This window comes from Sphingobacteriales bacterium, from assembly GCA_016719635.1.
Lineage (GTDB): Bacteria > Bacteroidota > Bacteroidia > Chitinophagales > JADIYW01 > JADJSS01.
In genome coordinates this window covers 332,927-354,893 of sequence record JADJYT010000003.1, presented here as the reverse complement: position 1 = coordinate 354,893, position 21,967 = coordinate 332,927, and the positions used below count along the sequence as shown (strand labels likewise).

The 21,967-nt window shown below is 42.4% G+C and carries 16 protein-coding genes and 1 pseudogene; 8 read left to right on the top strand and 9 right to left on the bottom strand.

Features of this window, described 5'->3' with window-relative positions:
- Nucleotides 1–500 precede the first annotated feature (500 nt).
- Together IPM95_08435 and IPM95_08430 are read right to left on the bottom strand one after the other, a co-directional pair.
- Nucleotides 501–1,160 carry a hypothetical protein gene (locus IPM95_08435; GenBank protein MBK9329324.1) on the bottom strand — a complete coding sequence of 220 codons (660 nt, stop codon included), beginning with the start codon at nt 1,158–1,160 and terminating at the stop codon, nt 501–503.
- Nucleotides 1,161–1,710: 550 nt separating this feature from the next.
- Nucleotides 1,711–3,159 carry an ATP-binding protein gene (locus IPM95_08430; protein ID MBK9329323.1) on the bottom strand — a complete coding sequence of 483 codons (1,449 nt, stop codon included), beginning with the start codon at nt 3,157–3,159 and terminating at the stop codon, nt 1,711–1,713.
- A 443-nt stretch (nt 3,160–3,602) separates the two neighbouring features.
- On the opposite strand from IPM95_08430, the gene IPM95_08425 reads away from it, so the two are divergent.
- Entirely contained in the window at nt 3,603–4,505 is a 903-nt protein-coding gene (locus IPM95_08425) for a DUF2236 domain-containing protein (protein MBK9329322.1), read from the top strand.
- Between the two features lie 139 nt (nt 4,506–4,644).
- Nucleotides 4,645–5,952 (top strand): DEAD/DEAH box helicase, encoded by a 1,308-nt coding sequence (locus tag IPM95_08420; GenBank protein ID MBK9329321.1) that lies wholly within the window; start codon nt 4,645–4,647, stop codon nt 5,950–5,952.
- Between the two features lie 4 nt (nt 5,953–5,956).
- Here the strand turns inward: IPM95_08420 and IPM95_08415 are convergent, their stop codons facing one another.
- Together IPM95_08415 and purL are read right to left on the bottom strand one after the other, a co-directional pair.
- Nucleotides 5,957–6,367, bottom strand: a complete 411-nt coding sequence (locus IPM95_08415; protein ID MBK9329320.1) for an acyl-CoA thioesterase — start codon at nt 6,365–6,367, stop codon at nt 5,957–5,959.
- 307 nt (nt 6,368–6,674) lie between these two features.
- Nucleotides 6,675–8,900 (bottom strand): phosphoribosylformylglycinamidine synthase subunit PurL, encoded by a 2,226-nt coding sequence (purL, locus tag IPM95_08410; GenBank protein ID MBK9329319.1) that lies wholly within the window; start codon nt 8,898–8,900, stop codon nt 6,675–6,677.
- A gap of 116 nt (nt 8,901–9,016) precedes the next feature.
- Between purL and IPM95_08405 the strand changes: the two genes are divergently transcribed.
- The 6 genes and pseudogenes from IPM95_08405 to IPM95_08380 all read left to right on the top strand — a co-directional run bounded on the left by IPM95_08405 (nt 9,017) and on the right by IPM95_08380 (nt 17,396).
- Nucleotides 9,017–10,291, top strand: coding sequence for a hypothetical protein (locus IPM95_08405; GenBank protein ID MBK9329318.1), 1,275 nt, complete (start codon nt 9,017–9,019; stop codon nt 10,289–10,291).
- Nucleotides 10,292–10,364: 73 nt separating this feature from the next.
- A complete protein-coding gene (locus IPM95_08400; protein MBK9329317.1) occupies nt 10,365–12,557 on the top strand; it encodes a glutamine synthetase III in 2,193 nt (730 codons plus the stop codon).
- A 95-nt stretch (nt 12,558–12,652) separates the two neighbouring features.
- A pseudogene (locus IPM95_08395) lies at nt 12,653–13,502 on the top strand (hypothetical protein).
- A gap of 102 nt (nt 13,503–13,604) precedes the next feature.
- Nucleotides 13,605–15,536, top strand: coding sequence for an OmpA family protein (locus IPM95_08390; GenBank protein MBK9329316.1), 1,932 nt, complete (start codon nt 13,605–13,607; stop codon nt 15,534–15,536).
- 25 nt (nt 15,537–15,561) lie between these two features.
- Nucleotides 15,562–16,008: a DUF1569 domain-containing protein gene (locus IPM95_08385; GenBank protein MBK9329315.1), complete on the top strand. Its 447-nt coding sequence runs from the start codon at nt 15,562–15,564 to the stop codon at nt 16,006–16,008.
- A gap of 215 nt (nt 16,009–16,223) precedes the next feature.
- Nucleotides 16,224–17,396: a phosphoribosylformylglycinamidine cyclo-ligase gene (locus tag IPM95_08380; protein ID MBK9329314.1), complete on the top strand. Its 1,173-nt coding sequence runs from the start codon at nt 16,224–16,226 to the stop codon at nt 17,394–17,396.
- Nucleotides 17,397–17,408: 12 nt separating this feature from the next.
- Here IPM95_08380 and IPM95_08375 read toward each other — a convergent pair whose 3' ends face one another.
- From IPM95_08375 to IPM95_08355, 5 genes are all read right to left on the bottom strand, one after another.
- Entirely contained in the window at nt 17,409–17,837 is a 429-nt protein-coding gene (locus IPM95_08375) for a type I restriction enzyme HsdR N-terminal domain-containing protein (GenBank protein ID MBK9329313.1), read from the bottom strand.
- Between the two features lie 43 nt (nt 17,838–17,880).
- Nucleotides 17,881–19,440, bottom strand: coding sequence for a signal peptidase I (gene lepB, locus IPM95_08370; protein MBK9329312.1), 1,560 nt, complete (start codon nt 19,438–19,440; stop codon nt 17,881–17,883).
- 66 nt (nt 19,441–19,506) lie between these two features.
- On the bottom strand, nt 19,507–20,253 hold the full coding sequence (gene dapB / locus IPM95_08365) for a 4-hydroxy-tetrahydrodipicolinate reductase (GenBank protein ID MBK9329311.1): 747 nt from the start codon (nt 20,251–20,253) through the stop codon (nt 19,507–19,509).
- A 13-nt stretch (nt 20,254–20,266) separates the two neighbouring features.
- Nucleotides 20,267–20,971 carry a hypothetical protein gene (locus IPM95_08360; protein ID MBK9329310.1) on the bottom strand — a complete coding sequence of 235 codons (705 nt, stop codon included), beginning with the start codon at nt 20,969–20,971 and terminating at the stop codon, nt 20,267–20,269.
- A gap of 20 nt (nt 20,972–20,991) precedes the next feature.
- Nucleotides 20,992–21,900, bottom strand: coding sequence for a ParB/RepB/Spo0J family partition protein (locus IPM95_08355; protein MBK9329309.1), 909 nt, complete (start codon nt 21,898–21,900; stop codon nt 20,992–20,994).
- Nucleotides 21,901–21,967 lie beyond the last annotated feature (67 nt).

The following is a 21,967-nucleotide window of genomic DNA, read 5'->3' as shown; positions in this document are numbered from 1 at the left end:
GGGCAGAACACGGTGACCTAAATACACCCATTGAAAAACAAGCACTGTCCGCTTTCCCCCTTTGGAGGGGGATTAAGGGGGAGGTTGGTGCCATTTGCATTGGAAGGAATAATAAAATGTACTACAGGGAAGGGAAGCAGGATGCTGCGACCTGTGTAGGGTATTTATTAAAGAATACGATGCAACTTCCGTCAGCGGCTTATTTTTCGTCATATCGAACGAAGTGAAGCTGTCTTATCCGCTATCCGTAGTTTTACCGAAATGATAAGCAGCACCGAAAATTTGTTAGAGGACTTTGAAAAAGGACTCGTTAAAGGAGAAGAAGCGGATGGTGATTTTTGCGGAGCAAAAAAAGGGTTTATTAACGTTTTCGGGCTTGGCGAAACGGCGGTTTCGACAAGTCGATGAATAAATATACTCAAAAGATTTTAATATGTAATTGTTTAAACCAGGAAAATGAAGCCATTTCGGCAAGCTGGTGTTATGCGCAGTATTATATTTTATATTTTATATTTATCTAAATAATTAAAATTCCAGTCTAATTTTGATTTAGTTTTTTCTTCAAACATTGCTATTTTAGCTATTATTGGTGATCTATGTTCTGCTCCAACTAGAAATAGTGCACAATCGTCCTTGTTAGTTTTGCTATAACTATATATTTTCTTGATCATCTCGCGCTCACGATATTCATGAATATTTGTCCATCCATTGAAAGTTTGAGAGTGATTCTGATTATTTTTTACCAGTTCTTTTTCTAAAAAATATTTTCTTTTTAATAAATTACTGCATTGATTGCTATTTAAATATGGAAAGCCATATTTGTTTGACAATTCATGATGTTGATTTGTTAATTCCTGGTGGACGGGATAATTATAAAAATAGTCAAACATATCTTCGATTTGATTCTTGATATTTATGTCAATTAGTTTGTTTATATCTATGTCAACTGGTACATGAGAAATAGTATGTTTTATTGAATATAAATTGACTGCTTTTGTTTCCAAAGAGTCGGGGTGTAACCCACTATTGCTTGCAGCTAATCCTTCAGGACTATTTTCTACAGAAATTAAATTAGGAGAGATTCTCTCTATAATTTTATTCAATTCATTTAAATCGCAAAGACCACTTTCCGTATGGCGTGTTGCAATTAAAGTAATCATACTATTTGTCAATTTAGATGTTAACTAATTTCACAAAACTGCCAGTTATGTGCTGTTTTAGTTTATGCAATTTACTAAAAACAGATTCAGTTTTAAAGCTATCAGCACTGCAAAACATTTAGATAAAAATTATTGTCGCTAATCTATCCTGATTGGCGCAGTCATTTTTGTCGTGAAAACTCAATTTTAATAAAACGATAAGTTACACCCCAAATATTGTTTCACAATTTTTTTTCTTGTAACTTTGCTGAGTATTGTAAGCGTCTCACGCTTTAAAGAGTAAACTCTTTCCGCGATTCGTCGCCAATACTCAAAGTAAAAATCAATTTATTTTTACTATCGTTTTTCTTCAAAATTTAATAGCAGTTTTCATTGGTTTGCAGTGGCTTTAAAATTGCACATCAACGTTTTGCGCACTTGCTTAGTTGCCGTTTGCGGAACGATAAATTGTCAAGCTAACATAAGGATTAAAGCGTAAAATAAAGCCCGAACACAGTGATTTAACGGCAATTGAGCAATTGCGCTGTTGTGGGTTCGTTGTTTACACACTCTAATTTTGATTTTTCATTTTCAATGTTATGTCGCCAATATTGTAACTATATATTGAAGCTGGTAAAAATGAAAATTGTAAACCTTCTATTTGCTTTATTCCTAGTTGGTCTATTGATGTTACCAAAGCATTTTTAAAATTGTTGCTTTTACAAAAATGTATTAAACTTTTTAATTCGTTTGGCTTTTCAAAATATCGATTACTCCATTTTATCTCAACACCCCATTGAGGTTTATATTTTTTATCATCAACCAACACTAAGTCTACTTCACCTTCATTTCTACCTTCTTTCCATCGGGCATAGGTTAAATCCAATTTTTCCCTATGCATCCATTGCGATAAAACTGCTGTTTCCACCATATTTCCCATTTCACTGTCCGTTTCACTAATGGGTGAAAATAAGGCTGTTCGCAATGATGGATTTGTCAAATACACTTTGAAGCTGGTTATTCGTTTTAGTCGTTTTGCTGTTACGCCAACTTTATTTAATACTTTGATTAAGAATGCAGCTTCTAAATATTCTAGGTATTTTTTCAAAGTGTCTTTTTGTATTCCACTTTCTTTACTCATTGTTTCATAAGAAAATTCATTACCAGTGTTGTAAGCTATGTAAGTAAAAAATCGGTTCAACTCTTGTACGTCTTTTATGCCGTATAAACTTGGTAAATCTCTAAGTAATACTTTATCTACAATATCGTTTTTTACGTATCGTCCCATATCACTTTGTATCTTTTCACTTAAAACAACTTCTGGGTAACCACCAAAGTTTAAGTAATGTACAAACTCTTTATTTAAAGCCTTTACATCGTGTGAAAGACAATATGGTATTTGATTTTCTCCGTAGCTTATTTCTCCATTGTATATTAAGTGGTTCATTTCTTTTAGATGAATGTACTCCTGGAATGTAAGTGGAGGCAACATAAAATCTGTAAATCTACCCGCTCCACTTTCCGTGCTATGCCATTTTAATGCTGCGGCTGCTGAACCTGATACAATAAATTTCGTTTCATGAAAGGAGTCAACTAACACTTTAAGGTGGCGTTCCCAATCTTTAAGGTATTGTATTTCGTCAAAAAAAACATAGCAATCTTTTAGATTGTCTTGATTGAGTGATTGCTTACACAAATTTAAAATGTCTTCTAAACTTAAGTGCACATAAATAGGGTTGTCTATACCTATAAAAAATATTTTTTGCGGATTTACATTTTCAGTCAATAATTGTTGTATGCAGTGAAATAACATTACAGTTTTCCCAACACGTCTTGGCCCCATAAGAACCAATGCTCTTTTTATATTTTTTTCAATTACAAATGGATAAAACAAGCTAAAATATAGTCGCTTGGCCATTGTGCTATACACTTCCGGTATTTGTTTGTTAACCCACCAAGGATTTTCATACCGTAAGCGTTCAATTATTTTTTCTGTTGGAATAAGACTTATACTGCCCATAAAATCATTTGTTAGTACAAATATAGTAATAATAGATAGAATTAAATCTATTTATTTGTTATTTTTTTGTCTTTATAAGGAGTATATTCTCTTAGAACTCATCTAATTTGTCGATTTTTAAGGAAGTCTTTACTTTGGTGGTTCGTATTACAATGACGCACAACGTCAGGCAGCTTTGAAAAGTGAGTTGAATCCGCTGAATTATTTTTTAAATGATCAACTCATTTTTCAAAACTGCCAGTTATGTGCTGTTGGTTGGATATGCGCTACTCAGGTGTACTTTCAAATATACTAAAACCTTATCAATGTTTACCGCCTGTATCCATATTGTGGATATCCTTTTTCAGGCGGTTTTCGGTTCGCCGCGCTTAGCGTTGGATAATTTTATTCCCTGAACATACTACTTTGCCGTTCTTTTGTTAACTTACTATAAAGTAAAGCACATGCTAAAGTCTGAAGCCCTCCGGAAAATCGAATCGCTGCATCCGGAAAAGGATGCCTGGGAAATCGTCCGTCTGTCCATTTATTATGAATTTCCCTGGGATTTTAACCGCGCCCTGGAACTGGCCCTGTACAAAACCTATGCAGTGCCGTCCATCGCCAAAATCCTGGAAAAATCCAAAGAGTTTGAAAAAAATACGCAGAAACGCTACGACGACACCGACCTGCTGCTGAGTGAAATCATCGAAAACGGGCTGGGGGAGGGCCGCGGCCTGCGCGCCCTGAACCAGATGAACTATATCCATTCCAACTATAAAATTTCCAACGAAGATTACCTGTATGTGCTGGGTACGTTTATGTTTGAACCGACCTACTGGATTAATAAATTCGGCTACCGCAAGCTGACGAGCAATGAGGAACTCGCCGGTTTTTATGTATGGAAAGAAATCGGCGAAAAGATGAACATCAAAGACATTCCGCTGTCCATCAGGGCTTTCCGGGAGTATTATGATGCATTTGAACGTACCCATTTCAGCTACTCGGATGCCAATGCAAAGGTGGGCCGCTTTACGGAGAACCTGCTGCTGAGCTGGTACCTGCCGGAGTTCCTGTATGATGCCGCCCGTCCTTTCCTGTTTTCCGTGATGGAGCCGCATGTACTGGATGCATTCCAACACAGGGAGCCGGGACCTGTCTTGCGAAGCCTGACCACTTCCGCCCTGCGGCTGCGGAGTATCGCCGCTTCGCTGGTGCCGCGTTCCACCCCCTTTATCCGTACAAGGGATTATGCGCATAAAGCTTACCCGAACGGGTACGAGATTGAAAAGCTGGGACCGGAAAAATTAATGGATTCGCCGAAATGCCCCTACCACCAGATGAAGCAGGCGATGAAGAAGGCGGTATAGCCTTCGTGTACTGCCCTACTTTTCCAGAACGATTTGTTGATACGGCCTTATCAAATTTTGATGTTACCTTCGTGTCATGGAACCACCCACCAACCAAACCGACATTCTTTCAAATCTGGGCATAGAGGCACTCAACGAGATGCAGCTGGCCGCTCAAAAATCCATACTGGAAGAGCAGAATGTGCTCCTGTTATCGTCGACGGGTTCGGGAAAGACACTGGCGTTTCTGCTGCCTGTTTTACAATTGCTGCAGCCGGAAAAAAAACGGGTGCAGTGCCTGATCCTGGTGCCTTCGAGAGAACTGGCATTACAAATAGAACAGGTCTGGAAAAAAATGTCGTCCGGCCATAAGGTCAACGTCTGTTACGGCGGGCATTCCAAGCTGATAGAGATGCAGAATCTAAGCACGCCGCCTGCCTTGCTCATCGGCACTCCCGGGCGTATCATGGATCATATCAACCGCAAATCATTCGAGTGGGACGGCATTGAATCACTGGTGCTGGATGAGTTTGACAAGTCGCTTGAACTCGGCTTTCAGGAACAGATGTCGTTTATCATCGGCTGTCTGAAAAACCTGAAAAAGCGCGTGCTGGTTTCTGCCACCGCCGCCATCGAGATTCCGAAGTTTGCGGGTGTCCGTACGCTGGCACGGCTGAATTTCATTCCGGAAGACCACGCGGAGAAAAACGGTTTAAGCACCCGGCTGGTGATTTCCAGAGACAAGGATAAGATCGAGACGCTGGTTCAGCTTATCTGTTCCCTGAACTCGGAGTCGGCGCTGATTTTCTGCAACCACCGTCAGTCTGCGGAACGGACCAGCGAGTTGCTGAATGAGCGCGGCATCCTTGCTACTTTCTACCATGGCGGCATGGACCAGGACGACCGCGAGCGGTCGCTGATACAGTTCCGGAACGGCAGCATCCGGTATCTGGTCACCACAGACCTGGCCTCCCGCGGACTGGATATTCCGGAAATGAAGCATGTCATCCATTACCACCTGCCGGCGACGGAAGACGAGTTCACGCACCGCAACGGCAGAACGGCGCGCATGTACGCCTCGGGAACCGCCTGTGTGATTCTGCATACGGATGAACAACGGCCCGCCTTTCTGGAAGAAACGGTGGAAGTGATTGAATTGTCTTCAAAAAATCCCCTTCCGCGGCCGCCTGAATTTGTTACGCTCTACATCAACGGCGGCAAAAAGAACAAGCTCAACAAGGTGGATATTGTGGGATTCCTCTCCCAGAAGGGAAAACTGGAAAAAGGCGATATCGGCCTGATAGAAGTGAAAGATTTCATGTCATTTGCGGCCGTGAGGAAAAGCAAGGTGAAAAACGTGCTGAAACGTATCGAAATGGAAAAGATGAAAGGAAAAAAATACAAGATAGAACTCGCGAATACGAAGATTGTGATGAAAGAAAAGAAGGACAGAAGGAGTAATAAATAATGCTTTACTTTCCTAATTCCAGTATCTTTTGCCTGATGTCTTCGGGAATCGCCAGTTTGGTGTTTTTTGCATAGTCATACAGTACAATCACATCCTGCGCTTGCGAGATGATTTCTTTCTTGTCATTTACAATCTCATATTGTATTTGGAAACTGGTGTTTTTAATCTGGTCGACAGCCGCGAAAAGGATGACTTGTCCGGGATAGGAAAGCGGTTTGATAAACTGACATTTCATGGAGGCCAGGATGGGGCCGATCTTATCGGTGTATTGAGATTGCATCAGACCAAGACGTTCCAGCAGATTTACCCTTGCTGATTGTATGTATTTTGAAATGGCTACATTGTTTACATGTCCGAAAAAATCCAGTTCGCTCCAGTCAATCCGCAGTTCGAGTTTCAGTTTATTTTGGTTCATTCAGGAGTTGTTTCTGTGTGTTTGGGTTAAATATAATTAATATGTTTCGGAATACAGAAAATGCAACGTGCCAACTGAAAAGAAACCCGTCATCCTATATGGAATGATTTGAGTGATAGTGTGGATATTTAGACTTTCGGCCGTTCTGTACCTTTTCGGGATCTCTCTCCGCCACTAGGCGGATCGAGATGACGGTACTCATTACGAGATTGCTTCGTGCCTCGCAATGACGGTGTTCGTTTGGCGACGGTACTTATTACGAGATTGCATCTCCGCCGGCTGGCGGATAACAATGACAGTTTAAACATTACACAAAATACTTCTCAATCGCCGTATCATACAGGTCTTTGTATTCGCTGATGCTGCCGAAGTTTTCGCCGTCTATGACGATGTCTTTTCCTTTTACAGTGCCTAAGAAACGGTTGGGTATGCTGTTCGCTTTTAAGAAGTTTTCAAAACTTTCCTTGGAATCGGCAGCAATGGAAACCACCACGCGGCTCTGTCCTTCTCCGAACAGGCAGGCATCCTTGCGGATGCCTGAACAGGTGGTGATATCAAAGCCAAAGTTGCGGGTCATCGCACTCTCTAAAACAGCCACAAATAGTCCGCCTTCGCTTAAGTCGTGAGCAGAATTTATCAGTTTGTTTTCTATCAGCTTCGCTACCGCATCCTGGATCTGTGCTTCTTCTTTCAGCTCGAAATGAGGGGCAGGGGATAAATCTATCTTATGTTCGTGTACCAGGTATTCTGAACTGGCGATATCGTTGGTACAGGTTCCAATCAGATAAATCATGTCGCCTTCGTTTTTGAAATCCAGTGTCATGATGTTGTCTGCATCTTCAATGATACCCAGCATACCAATCGTTGGCGTCGGGTTCACCGCCCGGTTCGGCGACTGGTTGTAGAACGATACGTTCCCGCCGGTCACAGGCGTTTCAAACTGTATACAGGCATCGCCCATGCCTTGCAAAGCATGCACGAAATTCCAGTACACTTCCTCATCATACGGATTGCCGAAGTTGAGGCAGTTGGTAATCGCCACCGGTTTTGCGCCCGTACACACGATATTTCTCGCCGCTTCCGAAACGGCAATGGCACCGCCCTTGTAGGCATCGGCATGCACATAGCGCGAGTTGCAGTCCACGGTCATCACCAATCCTTTGGTAGAATCTTTCAGACGAATCACCGCGGCATCGCCCGGACGGTTCGTGGAAGCATTGTTGATGCCCACCATGGAATCGTATTGCTTATAGATAAATCGCTTGGATGCGATGTTCGGATGCTGTACAAGTTTTTTTGCCGTTGCCACATAATCAAAAGGGAACGGTACTTTGTCCATGTCAAAGGCATCTCTCACCGCATGATATGCTGGTTGTTTGTAAGGACGGTCGTACACCGGTGCGCCGCCGCCCAATACCAGTGTATCCGCAGGTACTTCCGCCACCAGTTCATCATTCATATAATATTGAACCAGGTTGCCTTCGGTCACTTCTCCGATGATGGCACAATGCAGATCCCATTTATCAAACACTTTTTCTACGAGTTCCTCTTTCCCTTTTTCCACCACAATCAGCATGCGTTCCTGCGACTCGGACAACAGGATTTCAAACGGCTGCATATGCCGTTGACGGGTAGGTACTTTGTCGAGCCAGATTTTCATGCCGTGTTTTCCTTTGGCACTCATCTCGTTGGTAGAACAGGTAATGCCTGCCGCTCCCATGTCCTGCATGCCGACTACGGCGCCGGTTTTAATCACTTCAAGCGTTGCTTCCAGTAATAGCTTTTCTGTGAATGGGTCACCAACCTGTACCGATGGTATCTTATCTTCCGCATCTTCGCCTAAATCTTCGGAAGCGAAGGTTGCACCGTGTATACCGTCTTTTCCGGTGGAGGCACCCACGATATAAATTGGATTGCCCGCACCTTCTGAGGTTGCAGAAATGGTTTCACCGACTCTAACAATACCCACGCTCATTGCATTCACCAGCGGATTCACCTGATAGCAGTCGTCGAAATAGACTTCGCCGGCTACAGTAGGTACGCCAAAGCAGTTGCCGTAGTGGGAAATGCCTTTTACCACACCCTTCAAAAGATGCTGTGTTTTCTTATTATCGAGTTCTCCGAAACGTAATGAATTTAAAGAGGCCACGGGGCGTGCGCCCATGGTGAAGATATCGCGGGAGATACCGCCTACGCCGGTAGCGGCACCCTGGAAAGGTTCTACCGCACTCGGGTGATTATGCGATTCTATTTTGAAGGCACAGGCCCAGCCGTCGCCGATATCCACCAGTCCTGCGTTTTCTTCACCGGCTTCCACCAGCAGCGCTTTGCCTTTGCGCGGCAGCTTCTTCAGGTATTTGATGGAGTTTTTGTAGCTGCAGTGTTCGCTCCACATGACGGAGTAAACGCTGAGTTCCGTAAAAGTGGGCACCCTGCCCAGTATATCCTGTATCTTCTGGTATTCTTCCGGCAAAAGGCCTAAGGATTTTGCGATTTCTTCGTTTACAACCGGCTGGTGGATGGGAGTTGACATAGATGGATAATTCTGACCAAAAATAGTTAATTCTACACAACCATTGCCGAATATTTATTACCATTACGATAAATTGTTTATTTTTATCCGATGCACCTGTTTTAGATTTTTTTATCATGATTAAGGAAATTCTCGCGCCTGCTCTGGCTTTTTTATGCTTCACCTTAATTATTCTGGACAAACGATTTTTTAACGCATCGGGTATTTCCAAAATACTCCTGGTGGCTGTCTTTTCCCTGAAGACATTCAGTGCCATTTTATATGGATATTTCTACCAAACAGGGGTGCTGACTGGCGGCGATACGTTTTTATATTTTATCGACGGGAACGTTATTTACAGAACGCTCCATACAGATCCGTTGCTATACCTGAAGCTGGCGCTGGGCAGCAATGATTATAAGCCTGTTCCTGCCTCGCTTTTACCTTACACCGATGAGATGCGTTTTTGGTTCGACCAGAGCAATTATTTCATCGTTCGCATCAATGCACTCATCCGCCCGTTTTCGTTTGGTGTGTATAATGTACATGCTATCGTTTTTGCCTTCTTGTCATTTACAGGCGCCTATAACCTGTATTTGTTTTTTGGAAGAAAATTGACACACAAACGATTCCTTCAGGTTGTTTTGTTCGGGATGCCCTCTTTTGTTTTCTGGACATCCGGAATGCATAAGGATGCCATCGTTTTATTTTCCATAGGAACGGTACTCTATAATCTGGATGCCATCGCCCGCAATGAATATACCGTAAAAAATATTATTTTCATTTTACTGGGCATGGTTATGTTGGGATACGGCAGATTCTATCTGTTGGTCTTCCTGTTGCCATTGATGGTGGCGTTGGTTTTAGAGAAAAAATTTAAGTTCAGTGGTTCTGCAATTTATAAGACGATTGGAACAGGTGTTGCTATGCTTATTCTCACAGCAGTACTGATTGATGTTATCAATCCTAAACTGAGTTATGTGGAGGAGTTCCTGGTCAGGAGGGATTTTTTTTTGAATTCGCCCGGAACGATGACATTTCAGGTGCAGCGAATTCCGCATGATTTTTCAGGTGTGGTAATCCTTCTCATACAGGCTCTGACCAATCCGTTTATACGCCCGCTGCCAGGCGATTGCCATTCCCTGCCGGCATATCTGGTTTGTCTCGAAACTTATGGTATATTATTGATACTTATGATACTTTTAGTATTGGCGGATTGGAAGTCTGTTTACAAAAATCCTTCTGCGCTTTTTTGTATACTGTTTGGAATCAGTACTTTATTCCTGGTTGGACTGATCGTGAATAATTCCGGTGCCATTATTCGTTATAGAACCATCCCTATTTCATTTATTTTAGCTGGATTGTATTTAATGAGAAGTAAAAACAGGATTTTTCCTGTAAATAATAACTAAATTAAGGTAAAAAACACTTAAACTCTTTTAATTCTCTCTTTTTTTTGCCATCTTAGCAACAAACAACGTATGTATGTCAAAAACAAGATTTAATGCTTTATCAGCATTCTCCTCCAGACCTAAATTAAATGTAGAGCTTCCTGCGGAAAAGATTTCTGATTTTTTTGCTTCTTCCGTATTCGGGGAGAAACAGATGAAAGAATTTCTTCCTTCGGATGCATATAAGCGACTAGCGGCTTGTATCCGTGACGGCAAAAAAGTAGACAGGGATATTGCCGACCAGGTGGCATCCGCGATGAAAGCATGGGCCATGAAACAAGGCGCTACGCATTATACCCACTGGTTTCAGCCACTGACCGGCACCACCGCGGAAAAGCATGACTCTTTCTTTATGCCTAAAGGCGGAGGCGGTGTGGAAGAATTCAGTGCAGATGCATTGGCACAGCAGGAGCCGGATGCGTCCTCTTTCCCTTCCGGCGGCATCCGTGCAACATTCGAAGCGCGCGGTTATACGGCGTGGGATGTCACTTCACCGGCGTTTATTATGACAGTGGGTAATGGTAAAACCTTGTGTATTCCAACCATCTTTATCTCTTACACCGGTGAAACGCTGGATTATAAAGCGCCTTTGTTGAAATCTATCCAGGTATTGGATCAGGCAGCAACGGAAGTGGCACACTATTTTGACAGGGATGTCAAACATATAAATACCACGCTAGGCTGGGAACAGGAATATTTTCTGGTGGATACTGCCATGTATTATGCCCGTCCGGATCTGGTGATGAGCGGCAGAACCTTATTAGGCCGCCGATCTCCGAAGGGCCAGCAGCTGGAGGATCATTATTTTGGTGCTATTCCTGAGCGGGTATACGCCTACATGCGGGATTTTGAAATAGAATGTCTGAAATTGGGTATTCCTGTCAGAACGCGTCACAATGAGGTGGCACCTTCTCAGTTTGAGTGCGCTCCGATGTTTGAAGAAGCGAATCTGGCCGTTGACCATAATTCATTGCTGATGGATGTGATGGACAGGGTTTCCTCCAAGCATAAATTAAAGGTATTGTTTCACGAAAAGCCGTTTGCAGGTATCAACGGAAGCGGTAAGCATAACAACTGGAGTATGGGTACGGATACAGGGGTGAATCTGTTATCTCCCGGAAAGACGCCAAGAACCAACCTGCAGTTCCTGACTTTCTTTATCAATACGATAGCGGCGGTAAACCGTCATGAAGAATTGCTGCGTGCCTCTGTCGCATCTCATGGCAATGAACATCGCCTGGGTGCCAATGAAGCGCCGCCGGCCATCATCTCCGTATTCTCCGGCTCTTATCTGAAAGAAGTATTGGAGATGATTGAAAAAAGGGTGGATGAAGATAAATTTGACGAGCAGGATAATATCACCCTGCGCCTGGATATTCATAACCGTATCCCGGATATCATGCTGGATAACACAGACAGAAACAGAACTTCACCATTTGCATTTACAGGAAATAAATTTGAGTTCCGTGCGGTAGGTTCGTCTGCCAACTGTGCCTTACCGATGACTGTTTTAAATACCATCGTTGCAGAGCAATTGAAATTATTCAAAGCGGAAGTGGACGAGTATATTAAAGGCGGAGACTACAAAGACGTAGCCATTCTTAAGGTATTGCGAAAAACCATCAAAGAAGCCAAACGCGTGATGTTTGAGGGAGATAACTATTCCGATGACTGGCACAAAGAGGCTAAAAAACGTGGCTTGAGCAATAATAAAACAGCACCGGTTGCCTTAGGCGCCTTTGTATCAGAAAAATCAGTCAAATTATTTGAAGATCAGGGAATCTACACGCACAGGGAAGTGGAGGCACGCTATGAGATTGCACTGGAAAATTACATCAAGGCCATTCAGATTGAATCACGTGCCCTGGGTGAGATTGTGGTCAATCAGGTGGTGCCGGCATGTATTGAATATCAAAACAAACTGATTGCAAATATCAAAGGACTGAAGGATGTTGGAATTGATGCGAAGCTGTATGTGGCACAAACTGACATTCTGAAGCAGATTTCTGAAGGGATAGACAGGTTAATCAAACTGAATAAGGAGATGTTTGATTTGCGTGTGAAAGGAAATGATTTAACGAACGTATTAAAACAGGCATTGCTGTATTGCGATAAGGTGCGCCCTATCATGGATGAAATGCGTGAGATTGCAGACGGGCTGGAGGGTATTGTAGACGACGAATTGTGGCCTCTGCCAAAATACAGAGAGATGTTATTTTCAAAATAAGAATTTCAGGATAAGAGATAGCCGAAAGAAATTACAGAAATCTTTCGGCTATTTTATTGAAAGGATTTATAAAAACAAGCAAATTTATTTAGATAATGATTGCCTATAATCCCAAGGACTGGTTTACATTCATCTTTCGGTTTCATAAATCAGATACCGTTCGTCAGCTTTTTCCGATGATCATTGCCATTGGTATTTATGCCGCTTTGATTTCCTACCTGGAAATCAGCATTGTGATCACTGATATATTCCATGCTTGGTTTTGTGATTTCATTGTTACTGGTCTTCAGAACCAATACCGCTTATGAAAGATGGTGGGAGGGACGAAAGCTTTGGGGGCAACTGATCAATTCATCCAGGAATTTATCTATTAAGTTAAATCAGATTGTCAGGGATAATACGGTCCATAAAGAAGCACTGAAGACACTGATTCCATATTTTGCGGTAGCATTAAAATCACATTTAAGGAACGAACATACACCGCCTGAACTAGATGAAAATGCACTGACAAAAGACAGATTTGATTTTGCCGGTAAGAAACATTTGCCCAATCAGGTTGCCAGAGAGATTTTTGAAGAAATTGACTTGTTGTATCAGGAAAAGCGGCTTACAGATGCTCAGTTGCTGATAATAAATAACGATTTTCAGCAGTTTACTGAAATCTGCGGTGCCTGTGAACGGATTAAGAATTCACCTATACCGTATTCTTACAGCGCATTTTTGAAAAAGTTTATTTTCTTTTATATCATGCTGATGCCGTTTGCTTACATCGCTTCTTTAGGGTTTACGATTGTACCGGTGACTGTTTTTACATTTTATGTGTTAACAAGCATAGAACTCATTGCTGAAGAAATTGAAAATCCGTTTGGTACGGATGCTAATGATTTACCGCTGGATGAGTTGTGTAAAAACATAAAAAGAACCTGTCATGAAATATTTAATTAGATAGCATTAAAATAAACCACAACCAAGTATATTTGTTATATTTAGGCAGGTATTTTTATGTATAAAATCTGTTCTATATTATTTTTTGCATCGGCTTTATTATTGGTGTCCTGCAAATCTGCCTCCAAAGTACAGGATGGTGCGACAGCCTATCAGCTCAAAAAATATTCGCTGGCGGCTGAGATGCTTCAGAAAGACTTTCAAAAATCCAAAGATATTACCGAACAATCCAGATTGGCATTAAAGATAGCAGACAGTTATGACAAACAGCTGAATTACAGGGAAGCGGAAATATGGTATAAAAAAATCTCGGATACCCGTGTGTTGAACGACGCCATGGTTCTTTACATCAACGCACTCAAACGGAACGAAAAGTACGAACAGGCCTTTAAGGTCCTGGATGATTTTCTGAAAGCGAATAAAACGGAAAAATACCGACTGCAGAAGGAGTATGATTTTCTGGAGGATGTGCTGAAGAAACTGAAGAAACCGACACATGTAAAGTTGACAAATTTAGATATCAACTCGGAAAACCTGGATTTTGCTCCGTTCTTGAAGGATAATACCCTTTATTTTTCCACCACGAGGGTGGCAGAAAAAGGGATGAAAGATGAATGGACCGGAGAGGGTTATGCGGATATATTCTCAGCTCAGAAATTTTCAACTGCAAAATTCAGCGAAGTGACTCCGCTGGATATGCTTTTTAATACACCTTATCACGATGCGGAATGGGTGATGGGCAAAGATGGCAAAACCGCTTTGTTTACCCGCTGCGGCAGTGATAATAAAAACTCGAATGATTATTGTCACATCTATCGTTCCGTGAAAAATATAGATGACAGCTGGAGTACACCGGAACGCATCAAACTGTTTGCAGACACCATTAATGAGGGACAGGCTTTTTTAACGGCGGACGGCAATGAATTATATTTTGTGTCGGATGCCAAAGACGGCTACGGGGGAAAAGATATTTATCTTGCAAAAAAAAATGTTTCCGGAGAATTTGAGAATCCGTTCAATGCCGGCTCAAAAGTCAATACTGCCGGTGATGATATGTTTCCGGTAATCGCGGAGGATAACAAATTGTATTATTCTTCCAACGGCAGAATCGGTTATGGCGGCCTGGATATTTATTCCGCCACCAGGGAAGGAAAGATTTATACCAATGCTCAGAATCTGGGATTCGGAATTAATTCCGGCGGCGATGATTTCAGTATTGCCCTGATAAAACCCAAGGATGATTCTGTTCTTGTGAGCGGATATATCACCTCCAACCGGCCGGGTGGAAAAGGATCGGATGATATCTATTATGTTGAGCAGCGCATTCCGCCTGCAGAGCCTCTGCCGCCCGCAGTGTATCTGTTGAAAGTGTTGGTGCAGGCTAAAACATATCAGGATGATAACAACCCAAACACTGCTTTTTTAGGCTTGAAGGCGATTGAGAATGCAACCATAGAGTTACCGCGTTTTGATCAGGTGGCGGAAAGTTTTCAGTTCCTCCATTCAGATAAATCCGGTAAGGCACAAACCGTTATTCCCAAAGGCAGTAAGTTCAAATTGAAGGTTTCCAAAATCGGATACCTGACACAGGAGGAAAATGTGAATGCAGAGATGCCGTCTAAAGACGGTGATACGATTGTGATAGGGAAAACGATTACATTATCCAAAATTTATAAAAACGTGGAGATAACGCTGAATAACATCTATTACGATTATGACAAATGGAATATACGTGCGGATGCGGCCCAAAGCCTGGATACGCTGACGGATATTTTAGTGAAAAATCCAACGATAAAAATTCAGTTGTCCTCCCATACCGACTGCCGTGGCAAGGACACCTACAACGAAACGCTTTCACAAAAACGGGCGGAAAGTGTGGTTCAGTACCTGATTCAGAAAGGCATTGCACCCGATCGGCTGACGGCGAAAGGCTATGGTGAAAGCTTGCAGATAGAAACCTGTGAATGCACCAAATGTTCGGAAGAACAGCACCAGCGCAACCGGCGCACTACGTTTAAGATTTTAAGTGAATAGGATTTATAAACCTAAAGAAATAAAAATGCCAACTCTTTTCGATAAGACAACACAAGTGCAGATGCTCGCAAGAGTCAACAAATTAACTCCGTCGTCGCAGCGACAGTGGGGAAAGATGAGCGTCTCGCAGATGCTCAAACACATGAGCGTTGCTTTCGCCGTCCCTACAGGGAAGATAAAGTTACCGAAAGATAAATTGTACTATTTGTCTGCGAATCCGTTGGTACGATGGCTGCTCGTGAAAGCGATTACCCAATGGCCCAAAAATATGGTTACGGCAGATTCTTTTATCGTAAAGGATGACCCTGCATTTGAACCGGCCAAAAAAGAATTGCTGGATAACATAAATGCATTCCTGCATGCACAAAGTTTAGACGGTCAGCATCCCGTATTTGGCGTGATGGATAAGGAGTTGTGGGGACAAGCCATGTATATCCATTTAAACCACCATTTAGAACAATTCGGCGTTTAGTATTTAAACGCATAGGCACATAGTAAGATTAAGAAGTAAAATGAGTGCTTTCCTGTTCGGATACCTTATAACAGCATTTAGAGATTATCAAAGATAAATTGCTCTGTTTAACTATTGATAGCCGTAATAATTGCAGATAACTTAATAACTTCACAACTATGTTTCTATGTGTTTTAAAATAAAAAAATGATAAATTTATACATATAGATTAATTAATGACCAACGCGAACCGATACGATCAACGCGGTGTATCCGCCACTAAAGATGAAGTGCATGCCGCCATTGAAAAGGCAGATAAGGGTTTATATCCAAAAGCATTCTGCAAGATATTCCCGGATTATTTAACAGGGGATGAAAACTATTGTTCCATCATCCATGCTGACGGTGCCGGCACCAAAAGTGTACTCGCATATCTGTACTGGAAAGAAACGGGAGATTTATCCGTGTGGAAAGGGATTGCGCAGGATGCGATTGTTATGAATACCGATGATTTGATTTGTGTGGGAGCGACCTCTAATTTTTTATTGTCCAGCATTATCAACCGAAACAAGCACCTCATACCCGGTGAAGTCATTAAAGCGCTCATAGACGGCACGAATGAGGTGGTGGATAAGATGAATGAGAATGGGGTGAGCATCTATCCGATGGGTGGTGAAACGGCGGATATGGGCGACGTGATTCGTACGGTTTCGGTGGACGCGGTGATGACGGCTCGCTTCCGTCGGGAGGATGTGATTGACAATGCGAACATCAAAGCGGGCGATGTTATCGTGGGACTGGCATCGTTCGGTCAGGCCAGTTACGAAAGCCAGTATAACGGAGGTATGGGCAGCAACGGGCTGACGTCTGCACGCCATGATGTCTTTTCTAAAATCTATGCGCAAAAATATCCGGAAGCGTATGATCCGAATACAAACCAGGAATTCATTTATTCCGGCTCCAGACTGCTGACGGATAAAGTGGAAGGTAGTCCGCTGGATGCGGGAAAACTGGTGTTGTCGCCGACCCGGACCTATGCACCTATTGTCAAAAGGGTCATCGATGCAATCGGTGTCCGTAATATCAGCGGAGTCATACATTGCAGCGGCGGCGCACAAACCAAGGTGCTGCATTATATAGACAGCCTGCATATCGTTAAACATAATTTATTTCCCGTGCCGCCTTTATTCCGGCTCATTCAGGAAGAAAGCAAAACCAGCTGGAAAGAGATGTATCAGGTGTTTAACTGCGGCCACCGGCTTGAAATCTACATTCATCCTTCTTTTGCAGCAACAATAATTGATATATCCAAATCCTTTAATATCGATGCGCAAATTGTCGGCTATGTGGAGAAAGCGGATAAAAAACAAGTGACTATCCAAAGCGACCAGGGTACGTTTGTATATTAGAATATAGATCTCTTACAATAAATCGAATGGCGGGAAACCGGATATTTGAACGGAGTTCCCCTCTTTCACTTCAAACCGGTAACTGATTTTTCCATTCGTTACCATCAGAAACGGGACATTGAGTTTCAGATTATACGTCGCGATTTGCTGCAATGTCTTTTCTTTAATTTCGATGAATTCCGCCTTGCACTCTACCAGGATTTTAGGTTCCAGTGATTGATTGTACACTACAATATCATAACGTTTGCAGAGCTCATTTACTTTCAGTGTTTTTTCTACGGAAATATATTGAAGCGGATAGTGCTGCTCATGAATAAGCTGGTGCAAAATATACTGACGCACTTTCTCCTCCGGTGTCAGTACGATCCATTTTTTACGTATCACACACAGGATGTATTTCTTGTTGTTTGCGATACGAATATCTGGACCTGACTTTGCCATTCATTCTGGTAATTTCATTCGCGAATGCCGGTGGTTTGATTTGCTACCTGCATAAATGGGTAACGCTTCTGAACATTCTGTTCCAATGCACGGATTCCATACCCGGATTGAAGTTGTCTTTTGACAGCCAGACAAATAATGGTTTTCCTACCACATGATCTTCCGGAACATAACCCCAGTAACGGGAGTCTAGGGAATTGTGGCGGTTGTCACCCATCATCCAGTAGTAATTTTGTTTGAACGTATAACTAGTTACCGGTTGACCTTTAATCAATAACCGGTCTTCCACAATGGTGGCATCCGCGTGCTCATATAAAACGATAGTCTGGGCATATCGGTATAGATTGTCTTTATTGTTCAGGTCAATCGTCCAGCCTTTTTTAGGTATGATGATGGGTCCGTAATTGTCTAAATTCCATTTGTAATATTGCGCCACTAAGGAGTAGGTCCAGTTGCCCTGGATCGTGGATGTATTTACAGGTAAGATAGCTGTTACATTTGGTTGTTTCTTCAGATCCTCCGCCTGGCTGTAAGTCAATAAAACGGCAGCGGAGTCTTTGTTCTGATTCAGGTAGTTTTGAAATTGCGCAAATAATTCATCCGGTGGTCCGACGGGATTTCCAATCTCATCAGTAAACCCCATCTGCTGATTTCCGTTTGGATACGTATAAATGATTTCAGGGAAGTCGTTGTACCAGTTGATACCTAACGATTTTATCACATCAGCACTTAAAGATGTTCCGTTGGTTTTTACGATGTATTCAAACTGCATATGCTGATACTGTGGCTGTGGAACGCCATTGATGTAAAGTTGTTTGTTTCTAACCTCGAGGGTGTCGCCTGCAATCCCCACACAACGTTTTACATAGTTTTCTCTCTTATCCAACGGGCGTTCAGCAAACTGGTAGGCATCTCCCGGATAGTTAAAAACAACCACATCTCCGTTTTTTATCCTTTCAAAACCCGGCAGCCGGTGATAGCCGAGCTGGATAATTTTGGAATAGGCTTTGCCTAAATTAAAAGGCATGGTATGATGCGCAAACGGGAATGCAACCGGAGTCATCGGGGTACGTGCGCCGTAGTTCAATTTACTGACGAATAAAAAATCACCCGCGAGCAAGGATCCTTCCATGGATGTGGTAGGAATCTTGTAGGCTTCTATTACAAAGGTGCGTATGATGGTAGCTGCCACCACCGCAAATACGATGGCATCCGCCCATTCCCGGGCAAAGGACCGTTTGGCTTTCTTGTCTTTATCTTTCGAATGGCTGGGACCTTCGTATACTGTATTCTTATCCAGGAAACCAATGATGGGAAAGTAGATATATCCCCAAAAGATACCTGCAAGATGCTGAAGGAAATTTCGCTTTCCGAATGAATTGCAGATGTCCGTAGTCCAGGTTAGTCCGAATAAGAAGTTGACATACGGAACCAGTCCCCAATATGCCTGATTTTTGGGTCTGCCGATAATTTCCAAAAGAGTGAAATCCTGTACCAATGGAATAAAAACGTGCAGTGGGTTCTTTCCAGCCTTTTTATATAAACCGAAACAGGGGATATGTAAGATATAATGCAATAGATAAGCGTAAACCAGACTGAGCATATTGTTGAATGTTAAATGTTATTGAGTATAAGTTAATAGTAAACGGATAATATTACAGATAGCTTGTTAATGCTTGTTAAATCCCAGCACATCTTCCATGGAATAGGCGCCTTTCTTGCCCATCAGCCACGATGCAGCCGCAAGCGCTCCTCCGGCAAACCCTTTTCGGTTATGTGCGGTATGGGTTAGTTCAATTTTATCAATGGAGGAGGCATACGTAACGGTATGGGTGCCGGGAACATCCGGTTCACGTTTGGAAATGATGGATAGTGTTTCCGCGTTATCCGTTTCATTGTTTTCCCAATTCTTTTTTCGGGAGATTCTTTTTAAAACATCCAATGCAGCATGTAAGGCGGTTCCGCTGGGGGCATCTTTCTTTTCCGTATGATGGATTTCTTCCATCACGATATCATATTCCGCCTGCTCGTTCATGATTTTCGCCAGATAACGGTTGACTTCAAAAAAAATATTGACACCAATGCTGAAATTAGGGGCAAATAGAAAGGATTTGTTGTGAATGGTGGCATACAGCTTTATCTCTTCCAGTTTATCTGTCCATCCGGTACTGCCCACAACCAACGGAACATCTGCATCAAAACACCACTGGATATTCCTGACTGCGGTATGCGGGGAGGTAAACTCTATTGCCACATCGACTGACTGAAGTTCTTCTTTCGTGATTTTTTCTCTGTTGTCAATGTCAATGATAAGGGAGATATCATATTCTTTTCGTCCTAAACGGGCGTTTTTTCCTTCCGCTATCTCATGAATGGCTTTTCCCATTTTTCCGTATCCTATTAATGCAATTTTCATTTCTCCTGACAAATTATTTAAACCCCAAATTTACAGTTATTCCCGCGTAATAAGTGAGGTTGGCATAATTTAATTGAGGATTCATATGCAGGGTCAGTTTATCCGAAATGTCAAAGGTTCGCAGATGGGCATCGACCGTCGCATCGACTATGGATAAACCCCAGGCTAGAAGAGTGCCGAACGAGGCTATCTGCACATTTCGTCGATAGCCATTTCTGATGGATTCTATCTGGGATAAACTTAGGGTGTTATAGGGTGCAGGATTCTCCACACCATTATAGGAATTTGTCAGATAGCCGTTAAACTGGTTAAGCTTTATTCCGTTCGATGCGACAAAATAGGTAACAGTACCGATAACCGCATAAACAATGGGGAGCTTCCAGTATTTTTTGTTATAAATCTGGCCTAATCCCGGAAATCCCAGTGCCCATAAGGCTGCCTTTTTGGGAGAGTAATGGGTGGTATCTACTTTCTTGCCTTTCTGGTTCTTTTTGGATGTGGATGCATTTTTTGTCAAAGAATCTGCCTTTGTCGTATTGCCATATTGATACATCTTTACAAATGGATTTCGGAATGTATCTGAAATGGAAATGGATGAATCTGTTAAGATCTGCTTTGTTGGCAGCGTAGTATCCTTTTGTATTTGAGCGAATGAAGGCTCTATAAACAGAAGGATGAACAGAAATAGGAAAACAATACGCGTTATGGTAAATTTCACATGATGCATTGCATGTAAAATTACTCTTTTTCGATTATATCTAATAACCTGTTCAGGTCAGCGACAGAATAGAATGGGATGATGATTTCGCCTTTGTCTGCAGCCGTCTTTTTGATTTTTACCTTGGTTTCAAATATATCCATCAGCTTGTGCTGTACATTTTTGTAGGAGGCCGGCAGCGGCTCGTCTTTCTTGCTGTCTTTCTTTGCAGTGGATTTGGTGGATAGCAAACGTACCAATTCTTCTGTTTTTCGAACAGACAGCTCCTTGCTGTTGATTTCTTTCAAAACATATAACTGCTTGTCCACTTCCGGCAGGGAAATGATGGCTCTGGCGTGTCCCATGGATAATACCTTGTCGCGCAGCGCTTTCTGTATCTCCGGCGGTAGTTTTAAGAGGCGAAGGTAATTGGTGACTGTGGAACGGTCTTTACCCAATCGCTCACCTAAATTTTCGTGTGTCAGCTGGCATTCGTCAATCAGGCGCTGGTACGTTAAGGCAACTTCCATGGAGTTTAAGTCTTCCCGCTGAATGTTTTCAATCAGTGCCATTTCCACCACTTCCTGGTCATTGGCAGTCCGAACATATGCCGGGATTTCCGTCAGCCCGGCCATTTTAGAGGCGCGCAAACGGCGTTCACCCGAAATCAGCTGGTATTTTTTATCCGTTATTTTCCGAACGGTAATCGGTTGTATGACGCCGTGCACTTTAATGGACGAAGCCAGTTCTTCCAGTGCCTGCTGGTTAAAGTCGGCACGCGGCTGGAACGGATTCACTTCTATTAAATCCAGCTTGATTTTCGGAACGGTATTGATGATGGAATCTTCATCCGTTGCGCTTATCTTTAATACTTCGGTGTCATCATCTAAATTGGACAAAAGGGCACGGATGCCTTTACCCAAAGCGTCTTTTTTCTTATTCGTTACCATATCTTCTGATTTGACAGTTATAAAACCTGAGTCTGTATTTTTAATCTTTGGAATAATAATTAATTCC